22 protein-coding genes and 1 pseudogene are annotated in these 25588 nt (G+C 42.8%); 18 read left to right on the plus strand and 5 right to left on the minus strand.

Annotated features, from left to right (window positions below; all coding sequences use genetic code 11):
* The first annotated feature begins 140 nt into the window (after positions 1-140).
* From AC0J5Y_RS04570 to AC0J5Y_RS04630, 13 genes are all read left to right on the plus strand, one after another.
* Positions 141-1118, plus strand: coding sequence for a LysR substrate-binding domain-containing protein (locus tag AC0J5Y_RS04570; protein WP_475131729.1), 978 nt, complete (start codon positions 141-143; stop codon positions 1116-1118).
* A gap of 305 nt (positions 1119-1423) precedes the next feature.
* Positions 1424-2692: a 2-aminoadipate transaminase gene (locus tag AC0J5Y_RS04575; RefSeq protein ID WP_475131730.1), complete on the plus strand. Its 1269-nt coding sequence runs from the start codon at positions 1424-1426 to the stop codon at positions 2690-2692.
* 135 nt (positions 2693-2827) lie between these two features.
* Positions 2828-4225: a 2-oxoadipate dioxygenase/decarboxylase HglS gene (gene hglS / locus AC0J5Y_RS04580; RefSeq protein ID WP_475132080.1), complete on the plus strand. Its 1398-nt coding sequence runs from the start codon at positions 2828-2830 to the stop codon at positions 4223-4225.
* Between the two features lie 255 nt (positions 4226-4480).
* On the plus strand, positions 4481-5971 hold the full coding sequence (amaB, locus tag AC0J5Y_RS04585) for an L-piperidine-6-carboxylate dehydrogenase (protein WP_475131731.1): 1491 nt from the start codon (positions 4481-4483) through the stop codon (positions 5969-5971).
* Positions 5972-6395: 424 nt separating this feature from the next.
* The gene (gene nhaC, locus AC0J5Y_RS04590; protein ID WP_475131732.1) at positions 6396-7865 is read left to right on the plus strand and encodes a Na+/H+ antiporter NhaC; all 1470 of its coding nucleotides are present in this window, start codon (positions 6396-6398) and stop codon (positions 7863-7865) included.
* Positions 7866-7882: 17 nt separating this feature from the next.
* Positions 7883-9169, plus strand: a complete 1287-nt coding sequence (gene amaA, locus AC0J5Y_RS04595; RefSeq protein WP_475131733.1) for an L-pipecolate oxidase — start codon at positions 7883-7885, stop codon at positions 9167-9169.
* Between the two features lie 100 nt (positions 9170-9269).
* Positions 9270-9485 (plus strand): hypothetical protein, encoded by a 216-nt coding sequence (locus AC0J5Y_RS04600; protein ID WP_475131734.1) that lies wholly within the window; start codon positions 9270-9272, stop codon positions 9483-9485.
* Between the two features lie 34 nt (positions 9486-9519).
* Positions 9520-10545 carry an ornithine cyclodeaminase family protein gene (locus tag AC0J5Y_RS04605; RefSeq protein ID WP_475131735.1) on the plus strand — a complete coding sequence of 342 codons (1026 nt, stop codon included), beginning with the start codon at positions 9520-9522 and terminating at the stop codon, positions 10543-10545.
* Positions 10546-11172: 627 nt separating this feature from the next.
* The gene (locus tag AC0J5Y_RS04610; protein ID WP_475131736.1) at positions 11173-11379 is read left to right on the plus strand and encodes a hypothetical protein; all 207 of its coding nucleotides are present in this window, start codon (positions 11173-11175) and stop codon (positions 11377-11379) included.
* Positions 11380-11487: 108 nt separating this feature from the next.
* Complete coding sequence (locus tag AC0J5Y_RS04615) at positions 11488-12540, plus strand: DUF1852 domain-containing protein (protein ID WP_475131737.1); 1053 nt, start codon at positions 11488-11490, stop codon at positions 12538-12540.
* Between the two features lie 54 nt (positions 12541-12594).
* Positions 12595-13641 carry a methionine synthase gene (locus AC0J5Y_RS04620; protein ID WP_475131738.1) on the plus strand — a complete coding sequence of 349 codons (1047 nt, stop codon included), beginning with the start codon at positions 12595-12597 and terminating at the stop codon, positions 13639-13641.
* A 147-nt stretch (positions 13642-13788) separates the two neighbouring features.
* The gene (locus tag AC0J5Y_RS04625) at positions 13789-14292 is read left to right on the plus strand and encodes a flavin reductase (protein WP_475132082.1); all 504 of its coding nucleotides are present in this window, start codon (positions 13789-13791) and stop codon (positions 14290-14292) included.
* Between the two features lie 217 nt (positions 14293-14509).
* A complete protein-coding gene (locus AC0J5Y_RS04630; RefSeq protein ID WP_475131739.1) occupies positions 14510-15334 on the plus strand; it encodes a sulfite exporter TauE/SafE family protein in 825 nt (274 codons plus the stop codon).
* Here AC0J5Y_RS04630 and AC0J5Y_RS04635 read toward each other — a convergent pair.
* A complete protein-coding gene (locus tag AC0J5Y_RS04635; RefSeq protein ID WP_475131741.1) occupies positions 15290-15754 on the minus strand; it encodes a PaaI family thioesterase in 465 nt (154 codons plus the stop codon). The two genes, AC0J5Y_RS04630 and AC0J5Y_RS04635, sit on opposite strands and share 45 nt — an antisense overlap.
* 375 nt (positions 15755-16129) lie before the next feature.
* On the opposite strand from AC0J5Y_RS04635, the gene rluF reads away from it, so the two are divergent.
* Positions 16130-17128, plus strand: a complete 999-nt coding sequence (gene rluF / locus AC0J5Y_RS04640) for a 23S rRNA pseudouridine(2604) synthase RluF (protein WP_475131742.1) — start codon at positions 16130-16132, stop codon at positions 17126-17128.
* A 224-nt stretch (positions 17129-17352) separates the two neighbouring features.
* Here the strand turns inward: rluF and AC0J5Y_RS04645 are convergent, their stop codons facing one another.
* Positions 17353-18051: a class I SAM-dependent methyltransferase gene (locus AC0J5Y_RS04645; RefSeq protein ID WP_475131744.1), complete on the minus strand. Its 699-nt coding sequence runs from the start codon at positions 18049-18051 to the stop codon at positions 17353-17355.
* Positions 18011-19093, minus strand: a complete 1083-nt coding sequence (locus tag AC0J5Y_RS04650) for an HNH endonuclease family protein (RefSeq protein WP_475131745.1) — start codon at positions 19091-19093, stop codon at positions 18011-18013. The genes AC0J5Y_RS04645 and AC0J5Y_RS04650 overlap by 41 nt, the downstream gene beginning before the upstream one ends.
* A gap of 636 nt (positions 19094-19729) precedes the next feature.
* On the opposite strand from AC0J5Y_RS04650, the gene AC0J5Y_RS04655 reads away from it, so the two are divergent.
* Positions 19730-20817, plus strand: a protein-coding gene (locus AC0J5Y_RS04655; RefSeq protein ID WP_475129904.1) for an IS3 family transposase whose coding sequence is annotated in 2 segments (ribosomal slippage) — positions 19730-19982 and positions 19982-20817 — 1089 coding nt in all. Because the reading frame shifts where the segments join, the coding sequence is not laid out codon by codon here.
* 178 nt (positions 20818-20995) lie between these two features.
* Here the strand turns inward: AC0J5Y_RS04655 and AC0J5Y_RS04660 are convergent.
* Complete coding sequence (locus AC0J5Y_RS04660; RefSeq protein ID WP_475131747.1) at positions 20996-22165, minus strand: hypothetical protein; 1170 nt, start codon at positions 22163-22165, stop codon at positions 20996-20998.
* A 172-nt stretch (positions 22166-22337) separates the two neighbouring features.
* On the opposite strand from AC0J5Y_RS04660, the gene AC0J5Y_RS04665 reads away from it, so the two are divergent.
* The gene (locus tag AC0J5Y_RS04665) at positions 22338-22778 is read left to right on the plus strand and encodes a transposase family protein (protein WP_475130068.1); all 441 of its coding nucleotides are present in this window, start codon (positions 22338-22340) and stop codon (positions 22776-22778) included.
* 8 nt (positions 22779-22786) lie between these two features.
* Positions 22787-23170, plus strand: a pseudogene (locus tag AC0J5Y_RS04670) (transposase family protein); the annotation flags it as partial.
* 131 nt (positions 23171-23301) lie between these two features.
* On the opposite strand, the gene AC0J5Y_RS04675 reads toward AC0J5Y_RS04670, so the two are convergent.
* Positions 23302-23955, minus strand: coding sequence for a hypothetical protein (locus AC0J5Y_RS04675; protein ID WP_475131749.1), 654 nt, complete (start codon positions 23953-23955; stop codon positions 23302-23304).
* A gap of 107 nt (positions 23956-24062) precedes the next feature.
* Here AC0J5Y_RS04675 and AC0J5Y_RS04680 point away from each other — a divergent pair.
* Positions 24063-25228, plus strand: a protein-coding gene (locus AC0J5Y_RS04680; protein ID WP_475130351.1) for an IS3 family transposase whose coding sequence is annotated in 2 segments (ribosomal slippage) — positions 24063-24318 and positions 24318-25228 — 1167 coding nt in all. Because the reading frame shifts where the segments join, the coding sequence is not laid out codon by codon here.
* Positions 25229-25588 lie beyond the last annotated feature (360 nt).

Here is a 25588-nt window from a genome sequence, read left to right on the forward strand (position 1 = left end):
CGCTCAATTTAGTATAAGAAATTGGTTAACCAATTCTCTTGCTAGGCTGTAGTGGCATACCAACCTTAGACTGTGCTTAAAAGAAGTGATGTGATACGAAGCACTACATCTATTATCATGGAAGAAAATAAAAACAGACTATGAAAACTGATACCAATCCTTCGCTTGCGTTTAGAAAATACCCTTCGACGACTGCGCTGCAATGCTTTGAGACAGCGGCTCGTCACCTAAGCTTTACTAATGCTGCCTTAGAGCTGCATATGACGCAAAGTGCGGTAAGCAAACAAGTGGCGCAGTTGGAGGAGATGCTGAATATCTCTTTGTTTTATCGTACTTCACAGCGTATCTCGTTAACACCTGCCGGCAAAGCGTATTATATCGACATACTAAGCATTCTGAAGCATATTGAGACTGCGACGACCAACCTGATGTCGCATAGCAGTAATTTGGAGGTGCTAAAAATGACCGCGCACCCTACCTTTTGTGCACGTTGGCTGATTCCTGCGCTTCACCGGTTTAGTCAGGAACATCCTTTAATTCGGCTGGAAATCAAAGAGCAGGTGGGCCCATTTTTCTCTGAAGAGCATGATATCGATATTGCGTTTTTATACGGTGAAGGGACGTGGTCGGGAATGCAAAATGTTAAATTGTTTGATGAGTACTGTGTGGCGGTTTGTCGCCCTGATTATTTGCAAGGTAAAGACTTACAACCGCAAGAGTTAAGCAGCTATGTGCTGCTACAGCTGAGCTCACGGCCTAGTGCATGGTACGAGTACTTTAAGCAGCAGCAGATTAGCTTGGATGGCACGTTTGTAGGCCCACGTTTTGATACGTTTCATGCTTGCATTTCGGCAGCATTAACCGGTTATGGTATTGCCTTGGTGCCGTTACGTTTGGTGGCTCCTGAGCTGCAATCGGGCCAGCTGGTGATGGCTTGGCATTATGCAGCCAAGGGGAGAGGGGCTTATTATATGTCTTATCCATTATCGCTTGGCAACTCGCACAAAACCAAAGTGATGCAAGAGTGGATTGCACGCTACTTAGAAACGTCTAGTCAGAGTCAGGTGGAGTTGGCCAGTTTGCTTGGTATCACTTGTACGAGTGTCAGCCATGGATAACGACAGTAAGATGATTAACTATAGTCGATTCTAAATGAAACAGGCACGTTATATTGCAACGCGTAACTGGTATAAATTTTTCTGGCGTGCTGTGGCTACGCGGGCAGAGGCTGCGAAAAATTCATCCCAGTCTCGCTGTATTGTTTTAATACTGAATTTATTATACTAAAAGCCAGTGGTGAAAAATAATCGTTCTAATCAGACACGATGAAAAAAAGGAATGCCTGCCCAACTATTATTCGTTTGCCCAAATCCTATCGTTTTGTTGAAATGAGCGTCTAACTCAAGGAAGATGAGAGACGTTTATGGACTCGTTGTATAACGTTACCGATGCATTCACCATGGTGCATCCAGTAACCCTTAGCAAAGGTAAAAATGCGCACGTTTGGGATACGAATGGCAAGCGCTATATTGATTTCGTCGGTGGTATCGGTGTATTAAATTTTGGTCATTGTCATCCGCATATCGTGGACGCTATCATCGATCAATCACAAAACCTCATTCACTACGCCTACAATGCGGCAGGTCACCTGCCTTACCAAAAGCTCATGCCGAGACTTTGCAATTTAGTTCCCATTGCAGGTGAGCTTGCAGGCATGTTGACCAATTGCGGCGCCGAAGCGACCGAAAACGCGATCAAAATTGCCCGTATGAAGACCGGTCGTGTCGGTGTGATCGCTTTTGATGGCGGCTTTCATGGCCGTACTCTCGCAGCTGTCAACCTTAATGGTAAAGTTGCCCCATATAAACGCGGTCTTGGCCCGCTTGCCGGCAGTGTCTATCATATTCCATTCCCAAGCCCTGACAATAATATCAGTGACCAGCAAGCCATTGACGCTTTGCTGCGCCTGTTCGAAGTCGAAACGGATATTGGTAATATCGGCGCTATCATCGCAGAACCGGTGCAAGGTGAGAGCGGTTTTCAATTAATGTCGCCAAAATTTGCTCAATACCTACGTAAATTCTGTAATGATCATGGCATCTTGCTCATTATGGATGAGATTCAGTCAGGATTTGGGCGTACGGGTACACCGTTCGCTTTTAGTCATCTAGGTATCGAGCCCGATATGGTATTGCTGGGTAAAAGTATTGCCGGCGGTATGCCATTAGGTGCCGTCATTGGCAAAGCTAGCGTGATGAATGATCTACCAAAGGGCAGCTTGGGTGGTACTTATTCTGGCAACCCAGTAGCATGTGCTGCTGCCAATGCCACGCTTGATATCATGGCAGAAAATGCCGTCTGGGATTCTGCAAAACACTATCAGCAAACCATCGAAACTACTATTGAGCACTGGCAACAAGAGGGTCTGACGCCTTGGTTATATGGTTTAACCGGTATCGGCGCTATGCGTGGTATTGAGCTGCGTCATCCATCTCACGGTACGCACCCAAGCGTGATGGCTTATATTTTAGTGGAAGCTCGCAAGCAAGGACTGCTGTTGATGCCCAGTGGTAAATACCGCCACATTATTCGCTTATTACCGCCATTAACGATTGAGGCTGAAACCTTACAAGAAGGTCTCGATATCTTAAAAGCCATCCTAGCATCCATTTCAAATGAGCTGCCGATTTAGTACATACTTTTGTTTATAGCTCCTATATGAGCTACGTAAATCCGCCATCATTTTAACTACTATTAATTTGTCATCACAACCAGTCTAAGGAGAATAACCGTGAGTTCAGATCATCTAAGCTCAAATCGAAAAAATATGAGCAGTGACGATATCCGTCATCGTTTTTCGCACGCTATGTCAACGATGTATCAAAAAGAAGTGCCGTTATATACTGATCTTATGAATCTGGTCGCTGAGGTTAATGAGGATATATTGGGCAAGCAACCTGAGATTGCTGAACAGCTTAAGAATACTAGTGAAATCGATAGACTCAGCATGGAGCGCCATGGAGCGATTCGATTGGGTACGGCGGCAGAGCTTACGATGATGCGTCGTTTGTTTGCAGTCATGGGCATGCATCCGGTCGGCTACTACGATCTAGCACCTGCTGGCGTGCCAGTGCATTCTACAGCGTTTCGCGCGATTGATACGGCATCGCTCAATAATAACCCGTTTCGTGTATTTACCTCATTATTGCGTTTAGATTTGATTGGCGATGAGGCGCTCAAGCAACAAGCACAAGCGGCACTAGATGCACGTTGTATCTTTACCGATGATGTGATCAAACTGATTAAAATTTATGAAAACGAGGGCGGTCTAACAAATGAGCAGGGTGAACAATTTGTCCAAGAAGCGCTCGAGACTTTCCGCTGGCATGAGCAGTCGCCTATCTCAAAAGACATATATGAGCAGCTGGCCGCTCAGCATCAGCTGATTGCTGATGTGGTTGGGTTTAAAGGGCCACATATCAATCATTTGACCCCGAGAACGCTAGATATCGATGCTGTCCAGCAAGGGATGCAGCGCCGCGGCATGACACCAAAAGCCATCATTGAGGGACCGCCACGCCGTCACTGTCCTATTCTTTTGCGCCAGACCAGCTTTAAGGCATTAGTAGAAGCAGTGAGTTTTAAAGGTGTTGATGGTCAGTATGAATCTGGTCAGCATACTGCTCGCTTTGGTGAGATTGAGCAGCGCGGCGTAGCCCTGACCCCAAAAGGTCGTGCGCTTTACGATCGATTGCTTAGCGAAGCTCGTGAAAAATTGGGCATGACCCCAAATGAAGACAATGCTGAGCACTATTATCGATTATTAAGCGAAACTTTTGCTGCTTTTCCAGACGATTATCAGACACTGCATCATGAGCAGCTCGCTTATTTCCTCTATCAGGTAGCTGATAAGGAGACTTTTTCAAATCAGTTCATGGATTTATCATCAAACGAGCTCTCTGCTGCTAATCTGCAAAGCCTAATTGAGCAAGATATCATACGTATTGAGCCGATAGTTTATGAAGACTTTTTGCCTGTGAGTGCAGCTGGTATCTTTCAGTCCAATCTTCATAGTGATGGCGAAAACAGCTATAACGGTCAGTCTAATAAACAAGAATTTGAGCAAGCTTTAGGGATGTGTGTGCAAGATGAGCTGGCATTGTATGCAGAGCGGCAGGATGAGAGTCTACTAGCGTGTCTAGCCTTGTTACGACAAGTGGCTTAAACCAACTTATGGTTAAAAGACAAAACAGTGGTGCTGTGAAAAACATTTTTTAGAGCAGTGAGGTTTAATCTGCTTTAATACAATGAGAATGACATCAGTTAATATATTGATTCAGTAAGATTTTATCTACTAAGTTTAGAATGCCATTCCAAAAATGAATGACAGCAAGAAATTTATTATTTTGCAACTTGAGCGACGGCAGGGTAGTTTATAGATCTGCATGGACGTAACGAAGTACTATACAAAGGAGTCAGTATGATTAAGCAATACATGTCAGCCATGGGCGTCGACGAAAGCCAGTACCAAGCAGGCGATTTCGCAGTCCATAGCCCAATCGATGGTGAAGTCATCGGTAAGGTCGCTTTGCATAAAGTAAGCGATGTCGACACACAAATACAAAGTGCTAAAAAAGTCTTCAAAGAATGGCGTACAGTGCCCGCTCCTAAGCGTGGCGAATTGGTCCGTATTTTGGGTGAAGTGCTCCGTGAGCATAAAGAAGATCTAGGGGCGCTAGTTTCTCTAGAAGCCGGTAAAATCAAAGAAGAAGGTCTGGGTGAAGTCCAAGAGATGATCGATATCTGTGACTTTGCAGTAGGTCTATCTCGTCAGCTTTATGGCTTGACTATCGCCTCAGAGCGTCCTGGTCACCACATGCGCGAAACTTGGCAGCCATTAGGCGTCATCGCGGTCATCTCAGCTTTTAATTTTCCCGTTGCGGTTTGGTCATGGAACACGGCGCTAGCCTTGGTCTGTGGTAATCCTGTGATCTGGAAACCTTCAGAGAAAACCCCTTTAACTGCCATTGCTTGTCAAGCGCTGTTTGAGAAAGCCTTGGCCAAATTTGGCGATGCGCCTGCCAATCTATCTCAGCTTTTATTGGGTGAAGCCGATGTTGGTAATGCGTTGGTTGAGCATAAAGATGTGGCTCTCGTCAGTGCGACGGGCAGCACGCGTATGGGCAGAATCGTAGGGCCAAAAGTCGCTGAGCGTTTCGGTAAGTCTTTACTTGAGCTTGGTGGTAACAATGCCATGATCCTAACGCCAAGTGCTGATTTAGACCTAGCCTTACGCGGTATTCTGTTCTCAGCGGTCGGTACTGCGGGTCAGCGCTGCACCACGCTACGCCGTCTATTCGTCCACGAATCTGTAAAAGACGACATCTTACCACGCGTAAAAGCTGCTTATTCAACAGTGAGCATCGGGCATCCACTAGAAGGTAACTTGGTCGGTCCACTTATCGATGAAGATAGCTTTAATAATATGCAAGACGCCTTGACCAAAGCTCGTGCAGCCGGCGGTAAAGTCACGGGCGGTGAGCGGGTTTTAAAAGATAAGTATCCAAATGCTTACTACGTCACGCCTGCCATCGTTGAGATGGAAGAGCAAAACGACGTCGTCCGCCATGAGACCTTTGCGCCTATCTTATATGTCATGACCTATACAGACTTCGACGAAGCTTTAGAGCTACAAAATGACGTGCCACAAGGCCTATCTTCTTGCGTCTTTACCAATGATTTGCGTGAAGCTGAGCTGTTCTTAAGTGCTCGCGGTAGTGACTGTGGTATTGCCAACGTTAACATCGGTACCAGTGGTGCTGAGATTGGTGGCGCATTCGGCGGCGAAAAAGAAACCGGTGGTGGTCGTGAGTCAGGCTCTGATGCGTGGAAAAACTACATGCGTCGTCAGACCAATACGGTCAACTACTCAACTGAGCTACCACTAGCACAAGGTATTAACTTTGGTTAATACACACTATAGTTTCTAATGTAAAAGTATATTTTTAGCCAGTTAAGCGCGCGTTATGTGCCCTTAACTGCCCTTAACATTACTTGTGTCCTTTTAAATTCTGTTTTGAATCTATTTTTAAACCGTCAATAAGCCGCAAAAATAGCGGATAGCCGTTTTAATCAAGATTACTGTTTAACGCTTTATTTTTTAAATACTTTTAATGATTCATAAATATCTTTCAAATATTTGTTTTGATTGATGGCAATCCTTCATTCCTTAAGGTTATTAATAAGTTATTGTTTTAATTAGTAATTTTATATAAATGCATTTAGTGGGCTGACTTAGGTTACTAGATTGGTTTGCATCTGACCAATGAGCAACACCGTACGATGACTATATGCCAACGGATTTGGTTTTAACTACTAGGATAGGTAGATATATTATGATTGCAGATAAACCCCCCAAGCCACATGACCCTGATATCGAAGACTACGATCCTTCTTCTAGCTTCCTGCTAGATATTGCCCCACTGATATTGACTGCCATCATTCTAATGGTGCAGTTTTTTGTTTTTAAAGACTTTACTCCGCATATTCCTCTCGCATGTGGCATCTTGATCACCGGTCTGTTTATGAAGATGCGTGGTCGCAGCTGGGAAGGAATGGAAGAGCGTTTCTTAAAGGTTGTGAAAATTGGTCTGCCTGCCATGATCATCTTGATGGGTGTAGGGATGCTCATCGGTGCTTGGATCATCGCCGGCACTGTACCCACTATTTTATACTACGGCTTTAGCGTTTTTTCTCCTTCCTCATTCCTAGTCTCTGTTTGTCTTATTTGTGCCATTATTTCAGTAGCAACAGGTACCTCGTGGGGCACGGTTGGTACAGTCGGTTTAGCTATGATGGGTATTGGTCTGGGATTAGGTATTCCTCCTTCGCTCACAGGTGGTGCTATCGTCTCCGGTGCTTTCTTTGGCGACAAAATGTCTCCATTGTCTGACACCACGAACCTAACACCAGCTGCTGCCGGCGTGGATCTTTGGGACCATATCCGTGGCATGTTGCCAACGACTGTACCTGCCATGGTTACAGCTCTGGTTCTCTATGCTTGGATTGGTATGAGCTACGGCGCAGACAATGTCGATCTCACCTCAATCAAAGAAATACAAACCTCATTAGCAGCGAACTACAACCTGAGCATTATCACTTTATTACCTGCTGTTGTCGTCGTTATTGCAGCTGTTATGAAAATGCCAGCCATTCCAACGGTATTGTCAGGTGTGGTAGTCGCAGGTCTTGTCGCATTCTTTATGCAAGGCGTCGGTGTCCATGACATCTTTAACGTCCTACAAAATGGCTTTAAAAGTGAGACCGGCTTTGCTGTGGTCGATCAGCTGTTGTCTAAAGGTGGCGTGATGTCCATGACTTGGGTCGTGACCTTAACTATCTTTGCACTAGCTTTTGTCGGTTCAATCGAGCATTACGGTACATTAAAAGCCATCATGGCCAAAATCAATAACATGGTGAAGTCGAGATTTGGTTTAGTGATTACGACTTATGCCAGTACCATCGGTGTTGGTACGCTTATCGGTGATGTCTATACCACGCTAGTCTTACCGGGTCGTCTGCTCAAAGATAAGTATAAAGAGATGGGCTATAAGCGTACGACGCTTACTCGCTCGATCGAAGATACGGGTACGCTGTTATCGCCACTCATTCCTTGGAACATGGGCGGTAGCTTTGTCGCGGCAACCCTAGGTATTGCGACCTTAACTTACGCGCCATTCGCCTTTGCCTGCTGGTTATCACCATTGTTTGGTTTGCTATGGGTCGTCTTAAATAAATTTATTCCTCGTGAAGAACCGACTGTCATCGATAACACAAGCACGCTCTCTACCGTAGAAAACGTATAATTTAGAAGGAGCTTGAGATGTTGCAAGAGCAATGTTTGTGGAGCGTCACTGCGCCCAAAACTCACCACTACGATACCCTAACGAGTGAAACGCAAACACGAGTTTGCATCATCGGCGGTGGTTATACTGGACTGTCTGCTGCGATTCATCTGGCAGAGCAAGGCATCGCGGTGGTGTTGCTAGAGAGTAAGATCATCGGTAGCGGTGGTTCAGGACGCAATGTGGGTTTTGTGAATGCCGGTACTTGGGCCCGTCCTGATGACCTCAATAAAATTATGGGAGAAAAGGTTGGTGAACGTTTAGGGACTGCGCTCGGTCATGCACCAAGTCTCGTGTTTGACATCATCGATCGCCATCATATTGATGCAAAGGATACGCGTACGGGCAATATCCATATGGCACACAATGCCAAGGGTGAAGCCGATGTAGATATCCGCTATGATCAGTTGATACGCCGCGGTGTTCATGCCGAGGTATTGACTGGTGCGCGCTGCTATGAATATTGTGGTACAACCAGTATCAATAAAGCCTTGCTCGATCATCGTGCGGGCACTATTAACCCATCCGCATACGTTAATGGTTTAGCGGCAGCCGCGACTAAATTGGGCGTACGTATCTATGAGCACTCGGCAGTAACTTCAGTTGAAAAGTCTGAAGGCAATTGGTATGTGCGTACGGCTGATGCGGCAGTGAAAGCTGAAAAAGTCATCATCGCGACCAATGCTTATACTGAAGGCGAATGGACAGATATTAAAAAGACGTTCTATTTGGTCGATTACTATCAGATTGCCTCCGAACCATTAACCGGCGAAGCGGCAGATCGAATATTGCCTTATAAAACGGGCGCTTGGGATACGCGCTTGGCATTGTCCAGTATTCGCCGTGATAACGAGGGTCGTCTGCTCCTTGGGACGGTCGGTGGCAAAGCCATGAAGTCCAAAACCTTCTATCAAAACTGGGCGAATATCGTACAAAAGAGCTATTTCCCAGATCTGCCTAAGTTTAGGTGGCAGTATGAGTGGTACGGTCACTTTGGCTTTACGCCAGACCATATCATGCGTATCTTTGAGCCAGAAAAAGGTATTCTTGCCGCGACTGCATACAATGGGCGTGGGATTACCACAGGCACTATGATTGGTAAATGCTTTGCTGACTATATTATCTCAGGCGACCGCGACGTCCTGCCATTACCCTTTAAGACGATTAAAGAAGCTAAGGTAAGTATGTCTGGCTTGCGTTCGGGCTATACAGAGCTGGGGCTGACTTTGTATCATATGGGTCAATGTCTCAAAATCATTGCCTAGTTTTTTGACGCAGTGTCTGGTATTTATTTATTACCGATGCCAATTTGGCGAACAGGTGAAGTAAACGGCGCGCTGCTTTTATTTATTTGGAGCGTACATTGTGACTGATTTTTCAGCACTGCCTACTTTAGAATTTGGGCATACAGAATCTGGGCATGCTTCAATCATGCTAGCATTGACTCAGCAACTATTGTCTATATTGCAAGAACAGCATGGTTATGATGTATCGCAGATTAATCAGATACTCGATCCCAATGGTATTATGAATCGCGGTAAGATTTTTGATCTCCAGTTGAGTGGTGTCATAATCCACTAAGACTTATTTTTAATAAAAATTATAAGGAGTTCTCATGCATATTTTAGACAGCAAAACGGTAAAGGGTCAATTGACCATGATCATGGCTATTGACTCTATCGAGGAGTTGTTGACTCTACAAGCACAGTATCCGGAGTGGGTTAAATGCCCTGAGCGCTTGGTCATTCCGACTTTCACTGCCAGTGATAAAAACAGTGGCTCACATCTATCGATGCCTTCAGTATTGTTTGATGGTCATGAGGAGTTTGCTATTGTCAAACTGGTCACCATTTGTCCTGATAATCCGAAGCGCAATCTGCCCACGACTACCGCTGTAGTGAGTGTCTCAAACAATGATACTGGTGAAATCCTTGCCTTTATGGATGGTGTTTACGTTACCCAAGTACGTACGGCAGCGCTATCGGGTATTGGTAGCAAGTATTTAGCAAAGCCGGACAGTCAGCAAGTGGCAGTCATCGGCTGTGGCGGAATGGCGTATGAGCAGCTGAATGCTGTGCTCACTGTGTGTCCAAATATCAAAACAGTCACGCTATGGAATCGAAGCGCTAAAGGTGCAAATACCTTTAAAACACAGTTTTCTGAACAGTATCCAGAGTGGTCGGTGACTATGGCGGTCTGCGAAGATATCGCGAGCGCTGTAAAAGATGCCGATGTGATTAATTTGGCGACGCGTGCAACCGAAGGCTTGTTTGAAGTGAATCAAATCAAAGCCGACGCCCATATTAATGCCGTAGGCGCTTACCAACCTGATATGAGAGAAGTCAGTGATTCTGTCATCGAAGCCTGCTCACATGTCTTTATCGATGATATCGCAGGTGGACGTCACGAAGCGGGCGATTTGATTCAGGCAGATGCTGCTGAAGGCTGCAATTGGACTTGGAAAGATTTAAGTGGCGATTTAGCGGACTTGGTCACAAAAAATATTACCATTGACCAAGATAAAAAAGGCATCACCCTGTTCAAGTCTGTTGGAGCTGCAAGCTTTGATGCAGCAGTCGCTTTGAGAGTGGCTCAAAAAGCCAAAGACGAAGGGTTGGGTCAGCTGATTACTTGGGGGTAGCAATATGCGCTATGACGTTATTGTGATTGGTGTCGGCATCGTAGGAACCTCTATTGCTTGGCATCTGTAGAAAAACAACGCTCAAGTTTTCTTGCTAGATAAAAAGCAACCGGGAGAGGAAACTTCCTATGGTAATGCCGGTATTATTACTAGAGAGGCGGTATACACTGGAAAAACACTTGGCAGATAAAAAATTCCAATAGTCTTGTAAAAGCATATGCTAAAAACTTCGAAGCAATGGCAGGAGAGATAAAGCAATCCATCATAAAGAATATGATACAGACAGAATAGGGCTAGCAAATTATTACCGATATCGAAACCTACTCATGTCAGAATTTGGGCATTGCTGCCAGTCCTTGGTCAGCTGATCTCATTAAGCCATTGGGTAATAAAATCCCTCTATAGTTAGAATATCTCAAAAACGCTACAGTGCTGCTGGTATAAATTTTTTGCAGCCTCTGTCTGCGTAGGCACAGCAAGCAAGAAAAATTAATATCAGCAGTACTTGATGTATCGATATTACTTTTCCCTGACTATAGTTCTATGCGTGGCTACTATCAACACTTTAAGATTAACGACCAAAACGCATTTTCTAATAGCTTGTTTGATGTAGATAAAGGTTTGGTAATGGGTGCAATTGATCAAGGCGTGAGAATCACGACTGGCGTTGAAATGGCACTGTTAGATGATCCAAAATACTTTAATCAGCTAGACACTGTATTGGTTTTTGCAAAAAAATATTGCCACTTGAGGCTGCTGTTAAATCTGAAGCATGGTGTGGGACAAGACTACGCATGCCATAAAATAATTAACATGAATTTCATTCATCTTTAGTTTAAATAGTATCATTTTTATTCATGATTTGGTTCAGGTATGATTCATCTCATACACAAATTCGGTTTTATCTCACACAATGAGATTAGATTAAGGTAGCGGATTATCATGAGTAAACAATTTATATATTCCATCTCGAGCATTCGTTTTGATGAAAATTATCAGCCTGCAGACAGCACGCGTCTGACGACTAACTTTGCGAATTTGGCTCGTGGCGAGAGTCGTCAAGAGAACTTACGCAAAACGCTGGCTATGATAAACAATCGTTTTAATGATCTAGCACATTGGGACAATCCGACAGCCGACCGTTATTCTGTTGAAGTTGATATCATTTCTGCCGACTTGGATATCGAAGGCAATGGTCATACCTTCCCAGTCATTGAGACGCTAAAGACAACGATTATTGATCATAAAAAGAACAAACGTATTGACGGTATGACTGGCAACAGCTTTTCATCTTATGTGCGCGATTATGATTTTAGCATCGTATTGCCAGCACATTTCGATAATCATCCTGCATCGCAAGCACCAGCCGATTTTGGCGATTTGCACGGTAAACTGTTTCAATATTTATTGAATTCAGACGCCTATCAAGCTGAGTTTCATAAACAGCCGGTGATTTGCCTGAGTGTTTCTACCAGTAAAACCTATCAGCGTACGACCAATCAGCATCCGGTATTGGGCATTGAATACAAATTAGATGGCTGCTCTTTGGACAAAGGGTCATTGACCGACGAGTACTTTTCCAAAATGGGCTTAACCGTGCGCTATTTTATGCCCACTGGTAGTGTTGCGCCATTAGCATTTTATTTCGCCGGTGACTTGCTGACCGATTACACTGATTTTGAGCTAATCAGTGCGATCAGTACCATGGAGACTTTCCAAAAGATATACCGCCCTGAGATTTATAATGCCAACTCGACAGCAGGTCAAGTTTATCAACCGAGTTTAAACAACCAGGATTATTCACTAACGCAAATTGTGTATGATCGCGCGGAGCGCAGCCAGATGGCAGTGACACAAGGTAAATTTACGGAAGACGAGTTTATTAATCCTTACCAAGACATTCTTGAGGAATGGGCGGCAAGCTATGATGTTGCAAGCGAGACTGCTCAAAAAGAATCGGTCAAAGAAAAAGCTGTTAAAAAACAGGCAGCCTAAGCAATCTAACTCTAGCCAAAATATAAAATATAAATGAATAAGACGATGAATCCCATGACAGTATTATTACCGACACAAAAATTATTACCAACATCAACAGCGGGCAGCTTACCAAAACCTTCTTGGCTTGCCGAACCTGAGAAAATCTGGTCACCTTGGGCATTAGAAGGGGAGCAGTTGCTTGAAGCCAAGCAAGATGCGCTACGTTTAACATTGCAAGAACAGCGACATGCAGGGATTGATATTGTTAGTGATGGCGAGCAGACGCGTCAACATTTTGTCACTACCTTTATTGAACATCTTGATGGCGTCGATTTTGAGAATCGTAAAACCGTTAAGATTCGTGATCGTTATGAGGCAAGTGTGCCGTCAGTTGTGGGGGCGGTGAGCCGTCAAAAGCCTGTTTTTGTTGAAGATGCGAAGTTTTTACGGGCGCAAACCGATCAGCCAATCAAATGGGCGCTGCCCGGCCCGATGACGATGATTGATACCTTATATGATGGTCATTATAAAAGCCGTGAAAAATTGGCGTGGGAATTTGCTAAAATCTTGAATCAAGAAGCCAGAGAATTAGAGGCGGCAGGGGTGGATATCATCCAGTTCGACGAGCCTGCTTTTAATGTGTTCTTCGACGACGTCAACGACTGGGGCGTCGCTACTTTAGAGCGCGCCATAGAAGGTTTAAAGTGTGAGACGGCGGTGCATATATGCTACGGCTACGGCATCAAAGCCAATACCGATTGGAAAAAGACACTGGGTTCAGAGTGGCGTCAATATGAGCAAGCCTTTCCGAAATTACAGCAGTCTAATATCGATATTGTCTCGCTTGAGTGTCAAAACTCACATGTACCGATGGATTTGATAGAATTGATTCGCGGTAAAAAAGTGATGATCGGTGCCATTGATGTGGCAAGCAATACCATTGAAACCCCTGAAGAGGTTGCTGATACACTACGCAAAGCCCTGCAATTTGTCGATGCGGACAAGCTTTATCCTTCGACCAACTGCGGCATGGCACCGTTGTCGCGCCAAGTGGCACGCAGTAAATTGAACGCGTTAAGCGCAGGCGCGGCAATCGTGCGTCAAGAGCTGACGGCTTAGAATTTATCGACTAAACTTATGCAGAACTTAGCTTTTATAGGTTGGGTCTTTAACTCCGCCTATAAAGGCTTGTTTAAACTCGTGGGTGACCTCAGTTATCAATGTATTACTGACTTAACATTTAGGATTGCAGCAATGAGTAAAGATGTGATTGAAGCAACCGACTTTAGAGATGCCATGTCTTTATTGACGACCGCCGTCAATGTGGTCACCACCAAAGGGCAATCTGGTGCTCATGGATTTACCGCATCGGCGGTATGTAGCGTCACCGATACGCCGCCAACCTTGCTGGTTTGTATGAATCAAACGTCTCGCTCACATGCCCATTTTCTTGAAAATAAAACTTTAAGTGTCAATGTATTGGGTGCCCAGCATGAGCCTATATCTAATGCCTTTGCTTCTAAATTATGCTCAGAAGAGCGCTTTGGGCACGGTGCTTGGACGACATTAGCTACAGGTGCGCCTATTTTAGAAGATGCATTGGTCAGTTTTGACTGTGAGATTGAGGATATTCAGCAAGTTGGTACGCACAGTGTCTTTATGTGCCGAGTTGTCGCCATCAAACAAGGCTATCAACAAAGCAGTGCTGATGAAAGCTTGGTATATTTTAACCGCGCTTACCATCAAGTAGGTCAGGTAGAAATCGTTTAAGCTGACTTTCTGACATTGATTGTCTAATTGTCATTTAACTATAGTCAGCTTAATATCAAGAAGATACCGTGAAACTGGAATGAATTTTTTGCAGCCTCTGGCAGCAGTGGCACAGCAAGCTAGAAAAATTCGTACCAGTTTCACCTTGTCAGATAACGTATCCATGTTATTTAGCATCGACTATAAAACTATCATTTAATCGAGAAGTAACTATCCTGTGGAACTAATCATTTTCTTAATAATAGGTGCTCTAGCAGGATTTGCTGCGGGGCTTTTTGGTGTGGGCGGCGGCACGATTATCGTACCACTGTTATTTATCGTCTTTACCCAAATGGATTACAGTCCCGACAGCATTATGCATTTGGCGTTAGGTACGTCACTGGCAACCATCATTGTAACCTCTATCAGCTCGCTCATGGCGCACAATAAAAAGGGCGCCGTCATGTGGCCTGTTTTTAAAAACTTAGCACCCGGTTTAGCGATTGGCTGTTTTTTAGGGGCAGGGATTGCAGGGCAAATATCTGGGCTGTATCTTCAGCTTATCGTTGGCGTGTTTTTGCTGTGGGTCGCTTATAAGATGTTTTTCGATGGTAAAAAGCAGGTCGTTAGTCATGCTGATGATGTCAATGGCGCTAATACGGAACTGCCTTCAAAACCTAAGCAGCTGGCGGCAGGCGGGGTCATTGGTATTGCTTCTGCCATTTTTGGTATTGGCGGTGGCAGCTTAACGGTGCCTTATTTAACTCGTTACGGTGTGGTCATGCAAAAAGCCGTTGGCACGTCAGCAGCGTGTGGCTTGCCCATTGCCATTTCTGGGGCATTAGGGTTTATGTTCTTTGGGATGCAGCAACAAGTTGATGTGCCCAATACCATTGGCTTTGTGCACATTTATGCCTTTTTAGGCATCAGTATCATGAGCTTTTTCACGGCAAAGCTAGGTGCAAAAGTCGCCCATATACTATCACCAGAGCTTTTAAAGAAATGCTTTGCGATATTATTAACCGTGGTGGGGTGTTATTTCCTTTTTAAAGGGCTGCTTTAGGTATTCATAGTCGTGCTTTGGCGGTACAGAATATGTGCCAACAACATGCGCGACCAAGTCGCTAGAGCCTTCTGAGTACAAGGAAACCTCACCTACAATGAGCGTACGCCCTACCTTTAGCAAGGTGCACTCAGCAATGATACGCGCTTCTGCTGATGGTTTACGCAGAAAATTGATGGTAAGGCTTGTTGTTACTGTCAACGCTACAATGCCAATTCTACTAAGTATCGCCACATAGAGTGCGACATCAGCAATACTCATCAATACAGGGCCAGAGACCGTGCCACCAGGACGTAGCTCGTCTATACCGATCTCATGTGATAAGGTTGAGCGATTATCGCCTACTGCTTCAACTTTGCACTTAGTTTGAGGAAACTCTAATGCCATAAAGGCTGCTATTTCTTCTTTGGTCGCAGACATACATACTCCTGTGGTTTAATCATCCTTAACGGTCTGTTCTTCATATTTAAGTTCTTCGCATTCAAGTTCATTGAGATAAGTAAAATAAATAATATCGACTATACCAAAATATCTGCGCTTTATAGAGCGCTACATCCTGCTTGTATATTACCTGTTATTCCTTGGCATTTTTAAATTTTTGGCATTATAAAAAAGCACTGTCAACGTCATCCCACTTTATACGATTCTGGATATATATTTCTAGGTTTTGTCCCTCTCTGCTGATATGAGCACTAAATCTGCTATATAATGTGAGTCATCTCGTTATTGATAATCCATTCATTTTGGGTCTTTTTTTAGCAAAAAAGGCTTTTTATTAGGTAAAAACGGTGCTTTATGTTTAACGCTTCCTCGACTCGTTTAAATAAGTATATCAGCGAAAGCGGTATTTGTTCTCGACGCGATGCTGACCGCTTTATTGAACAAGGTAATGTATACATCAATGGCAAGCGTGCTCAAGTCGGCGCTCAAGTAGTGGCTGGAGATACGGTCAAAGTTAATGGTCAGCTGATTGAGCCACGAGAAGCTGATGATTTTGTTTTTATTGCATTGAATAAGCCAGTTGGCATTGTGAGCACCACAGAGGGCTCTGAGAAAAACAACATTGTCGATTTTGTAAGACACAGTGTCCGTATTTTCCCAATTGGGCGCTTGGATAAAGATTCCCAAGGGCTTATCTTTTTGACGAGCAATGGCGATTTGGTCAATAAGGTATTACGTGCTGGTAATAACCATGAAAAAGAATATTTGGTGACGGTGAATAAGCCGATAACGGATAACTTTATCGAGGGTTTGGCTAGTGGCGTGCCGATGTTAGGTAAGATGACGAAAAAATGCCCTGTCACTAAGGTGGCACCTACCGTGTTTAATATCACGCTAGTACAGGGCTTAAACCGTCAGATCCGCCGTATGTGTGAGCATTTTGGCTATGAAGTTGTGAAGCTTGAGCGTACACGGATTATGAATGTAGGCCTTAAGGGTCTACCTGTTGGAGATTGGCGAGATTTGACCCCAAAAGAGCTCTCTGTTTTACTTAAATCTATAGAGGATTCTTCTTCGGAATCCAGTACTCCGGCCAAGAAATCTCGTAATGCGCCACGAAAAAAACCTCGTACTGATACCTCATCAAATTCAAAGACATCTTCAAAACCAAAGGGCGCAGCAAAAGGTAATGCTAAACATCCCAAAGATAGTGCCAGAAAACCAGCGGGTTCTAAAGGTAAAGATTGGCGTCCTTTTAGTGATGGCAAGAAGTCTGGAGGCAAGGGTAAGCCTGCTGCAAATGGCAAACGCCCTTCAAAAGGTCACGGTTCTTCGCGGTCCTCAAAAACATAGAGTGGTGTGTAGTGGTTAATTAATTAGGGCAGCTCATGCTAGATGCGGCATACAAATCCAGATAACTTAGGCTGTCTGGATTTTTTTGATATTGAATATTTATTTACTTTCTTTATCTGTCTGCCATAATGTATGCGTTGCGTTAATAGCTAAGGTATAGTAAAGATTATGTGAATTATCGTTCAAGTGTTTTTTAAATTATATAATGTTAAAATTTAAGTTTGTTATCGCTTGATCAAAATATTGAACCACTTCTCATCTTTATCAACTCTTTGATCTTCAGTCAGCCAAATCGTATCTTCAAAACTATAATTGAGCTTTCCCTTAGTCGCTTGCCAACGCCCTTCATTCATGTCGCAAAAAAAACGCTTATCTTTAAAGTGCTCGCTATTGCCATATTTGAATGAAGCATAGAAAACACCATCGTCTACCAGCGTATCCATTAGGTCATCTATTAATACAGGCAGCTCTGCATAAGGCACGTGTAATAATGACGCACATGCCCAAATACCCATAAATTGCTTTTGCCAATTTTTCTGACGAAGCTCTTCAAAGGTGCAATGCTGCCAATTGATATTGGCTTGGTAAGTATGGTTTTGATTGTCACGCTGCTTTGCAATATCAATAAAAGCGGCGCTGCCATCTATCGCTGTCACATCTAAACCTAACTGTGCAAAATACAAACTGTCTCGACCTGACCCGCAACCTACATCTAAAATGCGTTGCTGAACGTGGGTTGGAGAAGGAAGGCTTGTTATAAACGGTTCGTATAATGACTTCATTTCCAAGCTAAACGTTTGCTCAATAAACGCTTGCGCATTATTGTTATAAAAATTGACAGTATTATCTTTAGCGTTTTGATTGTCTACAATAGATGACTCGTCAAAAAGTACTGATACCTTGCTGCTCAGGTAGCCAGTCATGAATCAAGCGCTCCCTTGAGAAATTAAAAGACTTCTGTAAAAACTGCTTACGTTGCGCATCATTTTTACCTGTTTGCATCATTAAGGTTTCGCGTAAAGGATGATGACTGCCAATCAAATACTCATTGCGAGTATGCAGTCTTTCTAGCAATTTTATATCAGGCAATCTGGCGAATTTGCCATTTGTGCCACGGTTACAGTCAGAGCAGGCAAGTACCAAGTTCCAAACACCATCGACATTGACAGGTCGACAGCAATCAGCCGAAGCTACTTCAGGTTTTAGTGTGTGAGGAAAGAAGTGGTCGACTTCTGCTAGCAACTCATGCTGAGTGGCAATGCTAATTTCTTTAAAGCAGTAAAAGCATCGGCTTTTTTGATAGCCATTTAAAGCGCCACGAGAGCTGGTAATGCCAACTCGGCGATGCTGATTATCTTGAGTAAATAACTGCTTGGTGTCTTGGTCAAATTCGACGGCAATAAGGTTCCTGCTGAGATTTAGCTCCCATGCTTTTTCAACCAAATTCCAACGCGACTCAGTTTCTTGATTTAAATTATCAGCAGAGTTATCAAATACATAAAACAATTTGAACAAATTGTCTGTTAAGCGTATACCTTTATTAAATTTGCGTTCATCAATAAAGAACGCTTCGTCGATTACATCATAAAAGCGTTCTTGTACTGCCTTAGTGTTGACCACATGGAAGGCGTTTAAAACATATTTAAAGCCTTCTTTATTGGTTATGTCTATCAACGTATCCTCAGACAGCTGACCGTTATTAAATGCTAAGCAAGCATTTATAAACTGACCATTTCCAGTACTGCCTTTATTGTTCTGTTTTGGACTGTGTTTTAGATGCTCGCATAAATGCATGGCATACGGCAAGGCTAAGTCTTCGAGTGAAATCAAATCAGAATCTCTCTCTAAGCTTACGTCAATTAAACTCTTAGCGAGCGCAAACTTATAAGATGCTGTGTTCTTACCGAATAAAATAATGGCTCGCCAGTAGTTTTCTAATGTCGGCTCTACATTAATAAAGTTCATAGGCGCACTCGATTTTTCTATAACTAGATTAGATAGAAGTAATACCTTATTTTTATCATAGTACAGGTGATATTTGCTTTTATAAAGGTTTAGAGTCTGAGAGGAGAGTACGGTTTGGGCACGAAATGGTCACGTTTTGGTCACGGTGCTGATTTTTGAGCTTTTAATATGTTAGATAAACTTAGCAATTAGACTGAATAGCTAATACTGGAAAACGCTGTAGCCCTTAAAAATCGGACAAAAAAAGCCTCACTGTTAAGTGAGGCTTTTTAAGTATTTGGAGCGGGAAACCCCAACCTTGGCAATGTTAACTGATCGATTTTCATTGGAATGTGTAATTCTACATTAACCTGCATATATTGATATATAAGGGCTTCGAGATGGTTAATGAATTATAGCTTTAAGGGTGGATTAAGTAAACGTATTTTTTAGTCTGAATATGGTCGCCCTAATATTAGGGTCTTTTGACCACTTACCCCCTACTCGAGGGGTAAGCGAAATCCACTGCAATATTAGTTATATCTTATAACCTGTTTAGTATTTTCCCTAAAAAGCAGTGAGTCGGTAATCCCCCCAATAAATAAGAACACTTACAAATAGAGATTAACTGCTAAAATACACCAGCAGGAGAATCCTATGAAAAAGACACGCTTTAGCGACAACCAAATCGTCAACATCCTAAAACAAGCCGAACAAGGCGTCCCTATTACCGAGCTATGCCGTGAGCATAACATCAGCCAAAGTACCTTTTATAACTGGCGCTCAAAGTATGGCGGCATGGATGCCACACTTATCAGCCGTCTTAAAGAACTTGAAGTTGAAAATGCCCGCCTTAAAAAGATGTACGCTGATGAATGTCTTAAGTCCGATATTCTACAGGATGCCATGTCAAAAAAGTGGTAGCGCCCCAAAGGCGCAAAGGGTTGGTTTGTCACTACATTGAAGATCGTGGTATTGGTATCCGCAGGGCTTGTAGCATCTTTAACATCAGCGTCACCTGTTATTATCACAAGTCGGTGGTAACAGATGAGAACCAGCAAATAGCGGACTTACTTATCAAACTGACTGATGAGAACAAGAACTGGGGCTTTGGCTTGTGCTTTTTAACCCTGCGTAATGTCATGGGACTGCCTTACAACCATAAGCGGGTATATCGCATCTACTGCGAGCTTGAACTCAACCTTAGAATCAAGCCTAAGCGTCGCATTAAACGTGCTAAACCAATACCATTAGCAGTACCTGATAGGATTAACCAAAGCTGGAGCATGGACTTTATGCACGACGGCTTAACTGATGGCCGCGGCTTTAGACTGTTCAATGTCATTGATGATTACAACCGTGAGGCACTCACCATTGAAGTCGACTTCTCGCTACCGGCGCAAAGGGTCATACGCAGTCTTAATCAGCTTATTGAGTACCGAGGCAAACCTGTGCAGATAAGATGCGATAACGGCCCTGAATACATCAGCAATGCGCTCAAAGACTGGGCTGAGCAGCAAGGCATCATCTTAAGCTATATTGAACCTGGCAATCCACAGCAAAATGCGTATGTAGAGCGCTTTAACAGAACCATGAGATATGATTGGTTAAATCAGGAGCTGTTTGATAATCTAGAGCAGGTACGCGCACAAGCAGAAAACTGGTTATACCATTATAATCATAAGCGCCCAAACATGGGCAATGGCGGTTTTACACCGATACAGAAACTCAATCAGGCAGCTTAATTCTATTTATTAGGTGTCTTAAGTTTGGGAGGGTTACCAGTCTTTCGTTTTTTACCTGCCGTTTCTGATATTGAGTGCATCGAACTATTTTTAATATATAACGGTTATGCAAATATATTCCTTTCTAACTTAGTATCATATGGTTGTATACCTATCGTATTTTCTCATGGAATATTTATCAGACTTCATCATCCACTATCATAAAAAGGTGTACTAAAAACCTCAGCAAGCCAGAAAATGCTTTACCATTTGATGTCTGTTCGTCAGTAATACAAATGCCAAATCTGATAGTGCGAGAGTTGGAAGGTTTGAATATGATTTTTGAGGTCTCTGATTTTTTATCAGTAGTTCTATAGATATCATGGACAGTAGCTTTTATATCTTTATTACCTGCAATCATCCACGACTGTGCAGGTAAAAGTCTCACACTAATCTGTACAAACCTTAGAAACTCATCTATATCTTTTACTGGAAATGAAAGATACGCATTATCAATAGTGATTTTTTGTCTAACTATCTGTAGAAACCATAGGTAGTCCGCATATTGTTGATCACGTAAGATCCAGACTGATTTTAGTATGACGGGTAGAAGCTCATAGTTTTCTCTACTTTTCATATTTTTTGGTTGTCGTTGATCCGTTGTTTCAATGAAGCGACATTTTCCCTGGCTAGTAGTAATCTGGGCTATTTGCTCAGCGCGTTTAGCGAATACTCGCCCATCCTCGAACTTTATAAATGAATGGTTTGCCGATAGTCTGATATCGCCACTTTGCTCTAGCAGCTGTAAGAATTTGATGAGTTGATTAATGCCATAGCGGTGAACCCTATCGTCTGCCATATTAGTAGTGAACACATCACTTTCCTTGAATCGATTAGCAGTATCAATAGTAAGGTTTACTGGAATATCTCGACTTTGATTTAAGGTCAGTTTCTTTGCCAATTTGCGAGTATCGGAGATGGATATCTTATCATCGATAATTGAGACACTATTCGACTTGAGTCTATCTTTACTAATACCAGTAATATTTTTAAAGATAGCGTAATCTAATTGCATTTCTGTATTGGCGATAGCGTATGTAGTCATGAGCATTGCCGAATGAATGTAATACTCAAAGCTACGATTGGGAGATACATGTCCGACTAATCCTGAAATTGCATACCATTTATCTTGAGCATCATGATTAACTCCTAATAGCCCGGTATTCACCTTGGCAATATATTGATTATCGTAACCAGTTAACGTTTTCACAATCTGATTGTTAGCATTCAAAATAAGAGAAAAATTGGTAATTGCTGTATGCCTAAAAGCATGAAATGTATGATCTTTAGCTTCTTCGAATAAGCTCAATATTCTTCTCAGTACTACAAGAGGTTCTGCATCATCAATTGGGTATTTATCGTATGAAGGACTAAATATATAATCTGTTTTATTAAGCTCATTCAGTTGTATATATTAGACCTCTTGCAAAAGTAGCAGAGGGAATTAAAATAACTAATACATTCATAACTGGCTAGGAACCATGCCAAACATAGATAAGCTACTCAAACAAAGTGACGCTGGTTTTAAACGCTATACTGGCATCCATAAAGCCACCTTTCATGAAATGCTGGATGCTATGCAAGAGCATGAATTATCTAAGACCAAATCAGGCAGACCCAGTGCGCTTAGTCTTGAGGAACAAATATTACTGGCCCTTACTTATTGGCGTGAATACCGAACGCTATACCACATCAGTATGGACTTTGGTATTCATGAGTCTTCTGCCAGCCGCATTATTCGTAAAGTAGAAGACGTACTGGTTGATTCAGGCAAGTTTGAACTGCCCAAAAAGCTGCCATGTCGCGTCGATGACGATATCAATTGGCGGGTAGTCATCGTTGATGCGACCGAAACCCCAATTGAGCGTCCAAAAAAAACCAAAGCGACTACTACAGCGGTAAGAAAAAACAGCACACATTAAAAGCGCAGGTTATCGTTCATTGGCAAACAGGCTTGATACTTGATGTGCAAACCTGCAAAGGGTCAATCCACGATTTTAAGCTCTATAAAGATACTTGTCCTGACTGGTTACCTGAAAATACTAACTATCTAGCAGATAGTGGTTATCAAGGTATAGCAAAACTACATAACCAAACCTTCACGCCATTTAAAAAACCTCGTGGTGGTCAGTTATTAGAGATATGCAAACAGGCGAATCATTATCTGGCAAAGTTCCGTATTATGGTTGAGCACAAAATAGGCTTAATCAAATTGTTCAAAATCGTGGCTCATAAATATCGCAACCGTCGTCAGCGCTATGATCTTAGAATGAAGCTGTTTGCTGGTATCGTTAATTCCGAGCTTAACCTATGACTTTCGCAAGAGGTCTATTGATTAAAAAACTTCAATTCCTCATCAGATAGTAATGAGAAAACAGCTACTCGGCGGATACTACCTTGAGTTTTTGTGCTACGGTAGATATTTGGACGAATAACTAAAGAGGGTTAACCAAGGGTAAATCCTTCAATATCTTCATACCTCAATCCAAGCAACTCTTTCTTCCGCATGCCTGTACGGTATGCTAAAACAAACAACAGTTTGTACATATCTACTTCGAGAGGATCAACAACTTTTGGCATATTCAATAGAATTGCTTGATACTCTAGTGGTGAAATCCATTCGCTACGTACCACTCTTTGTGTCTGGGCCTCTTTAATACTTACTTTAGGGAAGTGATAGTGTTCAACCCCTATATCATGTAACCGCTGCAGTAGCTTTGCCGAATATTGGATGTCTCTATTATCACGATAGACAGCTTTGTGCTCTAAAATCTCTTCGTAGCATTCTTCAAAATCCTCACTACTGTAAGTGTTTAGAGGCTGTCCTGATAAGAAATAAAACCACTCATAAGCTACCGAACTTAAATAGCCCTGAATGGTCTCTTTTTTAGGGCGTGGCTTTGCGTTACATCTAGACAGCACAAACTGAATTAAAATATTTTCAGCAATGTCACGCTCTTCATTTAACATGTTTGTTAAATGATAGTTAATATCATATTCATTATTTTTGAGTTTTTCTTTTTGTTGACGAGTATTGTAGTGACTGTCTAACTGTTTATAAATACGTTTCACGATATCTATCTTACGTACTTCCGCCAACTCAGAATACCTAACGGTATTTTTGCTGACTTTAGATAGAGGTGAGCTATGCTGAAGAAACCGTAGAGATAAACTTGGTAAACTAAGCACAACAACAGGAGTTTACCATGACCAAGAAAATCAGAACCTACAGTACAGAATTTAAAGCCGAAGCCGTCAAGAAGATAGCGGATAATAATGGCAATATTTCAGCGACCGCAAAGCAGCTTGGTATCGCCATGCAAACCTTATCTAATTGGCACAATAAAGCCAATCAAGGCAAGCTTGTCGGCACAGAGCAATACGATCCTGAGCTTATGAGTGCTCTTCAAGAAATAAAGCAGCTCAAACGACAACTTAAAATCGCTGAGGAGGAACGCGAGATCTTAAAAAAGGCGACGGCGTACTTCGCGAAAAACAGCTCGTGAAGTATGCCTTTATTAAAGACAACCAGCAAATATTTAGCATCACTTGCATGTGTTGTGTTTTGAAAGTAAAGCCCTCAAGCTACTACGATTGGCTAAGCCGCGATATCAGCGACCAACAGATACATCGCAACCAGTCTGAGCTATTGGTTAGAGCCGCTCACAGTGAAACGAAAGAACGTTATGGCGTAGATCGACTGCATGCTCATCTAAGTGAGCAAGGGCATTATATTAGCCAGTATATGGTCAGAAGCATCAAAGAAGAACATAGCATCAAATGCCGTCGCCATAAGCGCTTTAAAGTCACCACCGACTCCAATCACAACAAACTGGTCTATCCGAACGTGCTGGATCAGCAATTTGATGCCAGTCGCCCTAACCAAGCGTGGGTCAGTGATATTACCTATATCTGGACAAACGAGGGCTGGTTGTATTTAGCGGGAGTCAAAGACTTATACACCAAAGAGCTGGTCGGCTATGCCATTAACAAACGTATGACCGCTGATCTAGTATGCCGTGCACTCAATATGGCAATCAAGAATAAACGTCCAAGCAAAGGGCTAATCGTTCATTCAGACAGAGGCAGCCAGTATTGTAGCCATGCGTACCACAAGATTATCAAGCAGCATCACTTTACAGGCTCTATGAGTGGCAAAGGCAATTGTTATGACAATGCGCCAATAGAGAGCTTCTGGGGCACATTAAAGAATGAGTTGATATATCATAAGGATTATAAAACAAGGTTTGCCGCCATTACCGATATCATTAGATATATCGAGCTGTATTACAATCAGACTAGGATTCAAAAGGGCTTGGGCTATAAGTCGCCAAGACAGGTGTGGTTTGACTTTTACACTCAGGCTGCGTAACTAAAATCTCCCAAGTTTGGTTCTACGGGATTGACAGCAGGGGTCAGAGGTACCTCGATTGATAAAGAGGGTTTGTTAGTTTTATACTCTTTATTTAGTAAGTTGGAAAAATCATCTGTGAGTAGACCTGTGGTTTTACGCTTGCCTTGTGCAACTCCGATTAAAGCTTGATCAACAAAGACATTGGGCATCATTTCCCAGTGATAACTCGCATAACTTAGCAACCATGGTAGGGAAGGGACCTTATTTTTAGGTACTTGTAAGACAATACTGAGGTGGTTTCTAAGCAGTTTTTCAATATCTGTGTTCGTCCTAAACTGATAAGGATCATTAAACTTTCTACATCGGTACAACCAGCAT

The organism is Psychrobacter sp. TS_SC_6 (assembly GCF_056156305.1).

Bases quoted from the DNA above. Each gene is read 5' to 3' on its own strand.
- hglS (WP_475132080.1), top strand. From the start codon at position 2,828: ATGAGCAGTGACGATATCCGTCATCGTTTTTCGCACGCTATGTCAACG.
- AC0J5Y_RS04665 (WP_475130068.1), top strand. From the start codon at position 22,338: ATGCCAAACATAGATAAGCTACTCAAACAAAGTGACGCTGGTTTTAAA.
- nhaC (WP_475131732.1), top strand. From the start codon at position 6,396: ATGATTGCAGATAAACCCCCCAAGCCACATGACCCTGATATCGAAGAC.
- amaB (WP_475131731.1), top strand. From the start codon at position 4,481: ATGATTAAGCAATACATGTCAGCCATGGGCGTCGACGAAAGCCAGTAC.
- AC0J5Y_RS04635 (WP_475131741.1), bottom strand. From the start codon at position 15,754: ATGTCTGCGACCAAAGAAGAAATAGCAGCCTTTATGGCATTAGAGTTT.
- AC0J5Y_RS04610 (WP_475131736.1), top strand. From the start codon at position 11,173: ATGGGTGCAATTGATCAAGGCGTGAGAATCACGACTGGCGTTGAAATG.
- rluF (WP_475131742.1), top strand. From the start codon at position 16,130: ATGTTTAACGCTTCCTCGACTCGTTTAAATAAGTATATCAGCGAAAGC.
- AC0J5Y_RS04620 (WP_475131738.1), top strand. From the start codon at position 12,595: ATGACAGTATTATTACCGACACAAAAATTATTACCAACATCAACAGCG.
- amaA (WP_475131733.1), top strand. From the start codon at position 7,883: ATGTTGCAAGAGCAATGTTTGTGGAGCGTCACTGCGCCCAAAACTCAC.
- AC0J5Y_RS04645 (WP_475131744.1), bottom strand. From the start codon at position 18,051: ATGACTGGCTACCTGAGCAGCAAGGTATCAGTACTTTTTGACGAGTCA.
- AC0J5Y_RS04605 (WP_475131735.1), top strand. From the start codon at position 9,520: ATGCATATTTTAGACAGCAAAACGGTAAAGGGTCAATTGACCATGATC.
- AC0J5Y_RS04570 (WP_475131729.1), top strand. From the start codon at position 141: ATGAAAACTGATACCAATCCTTCGCTTGCGTTTAGAAAATACCCTTCG.
- AC0J5Y_RS04650 (WP_475131745.1), bottom strand. From the start codon at position 19,093: ATGAACTTTATTAATGTAGAGCCGACATTAGAAAACTACTGGCGAGCC.
- AC0J5Y_RS04615 (WP_475131737.1), top strand. From the start codon at position 11,488: ATGAGTAAACAATTTATATATTCCATCTCGAGCATTCGTTTTGATGAA.
- AC0J5Y_RS04575 (WP_475131730.1), top strand. From the start codon at position 1,424: ATGGACTCGTTGTATAACGTTACCGATGCATTCACCATGGTGCATCCA.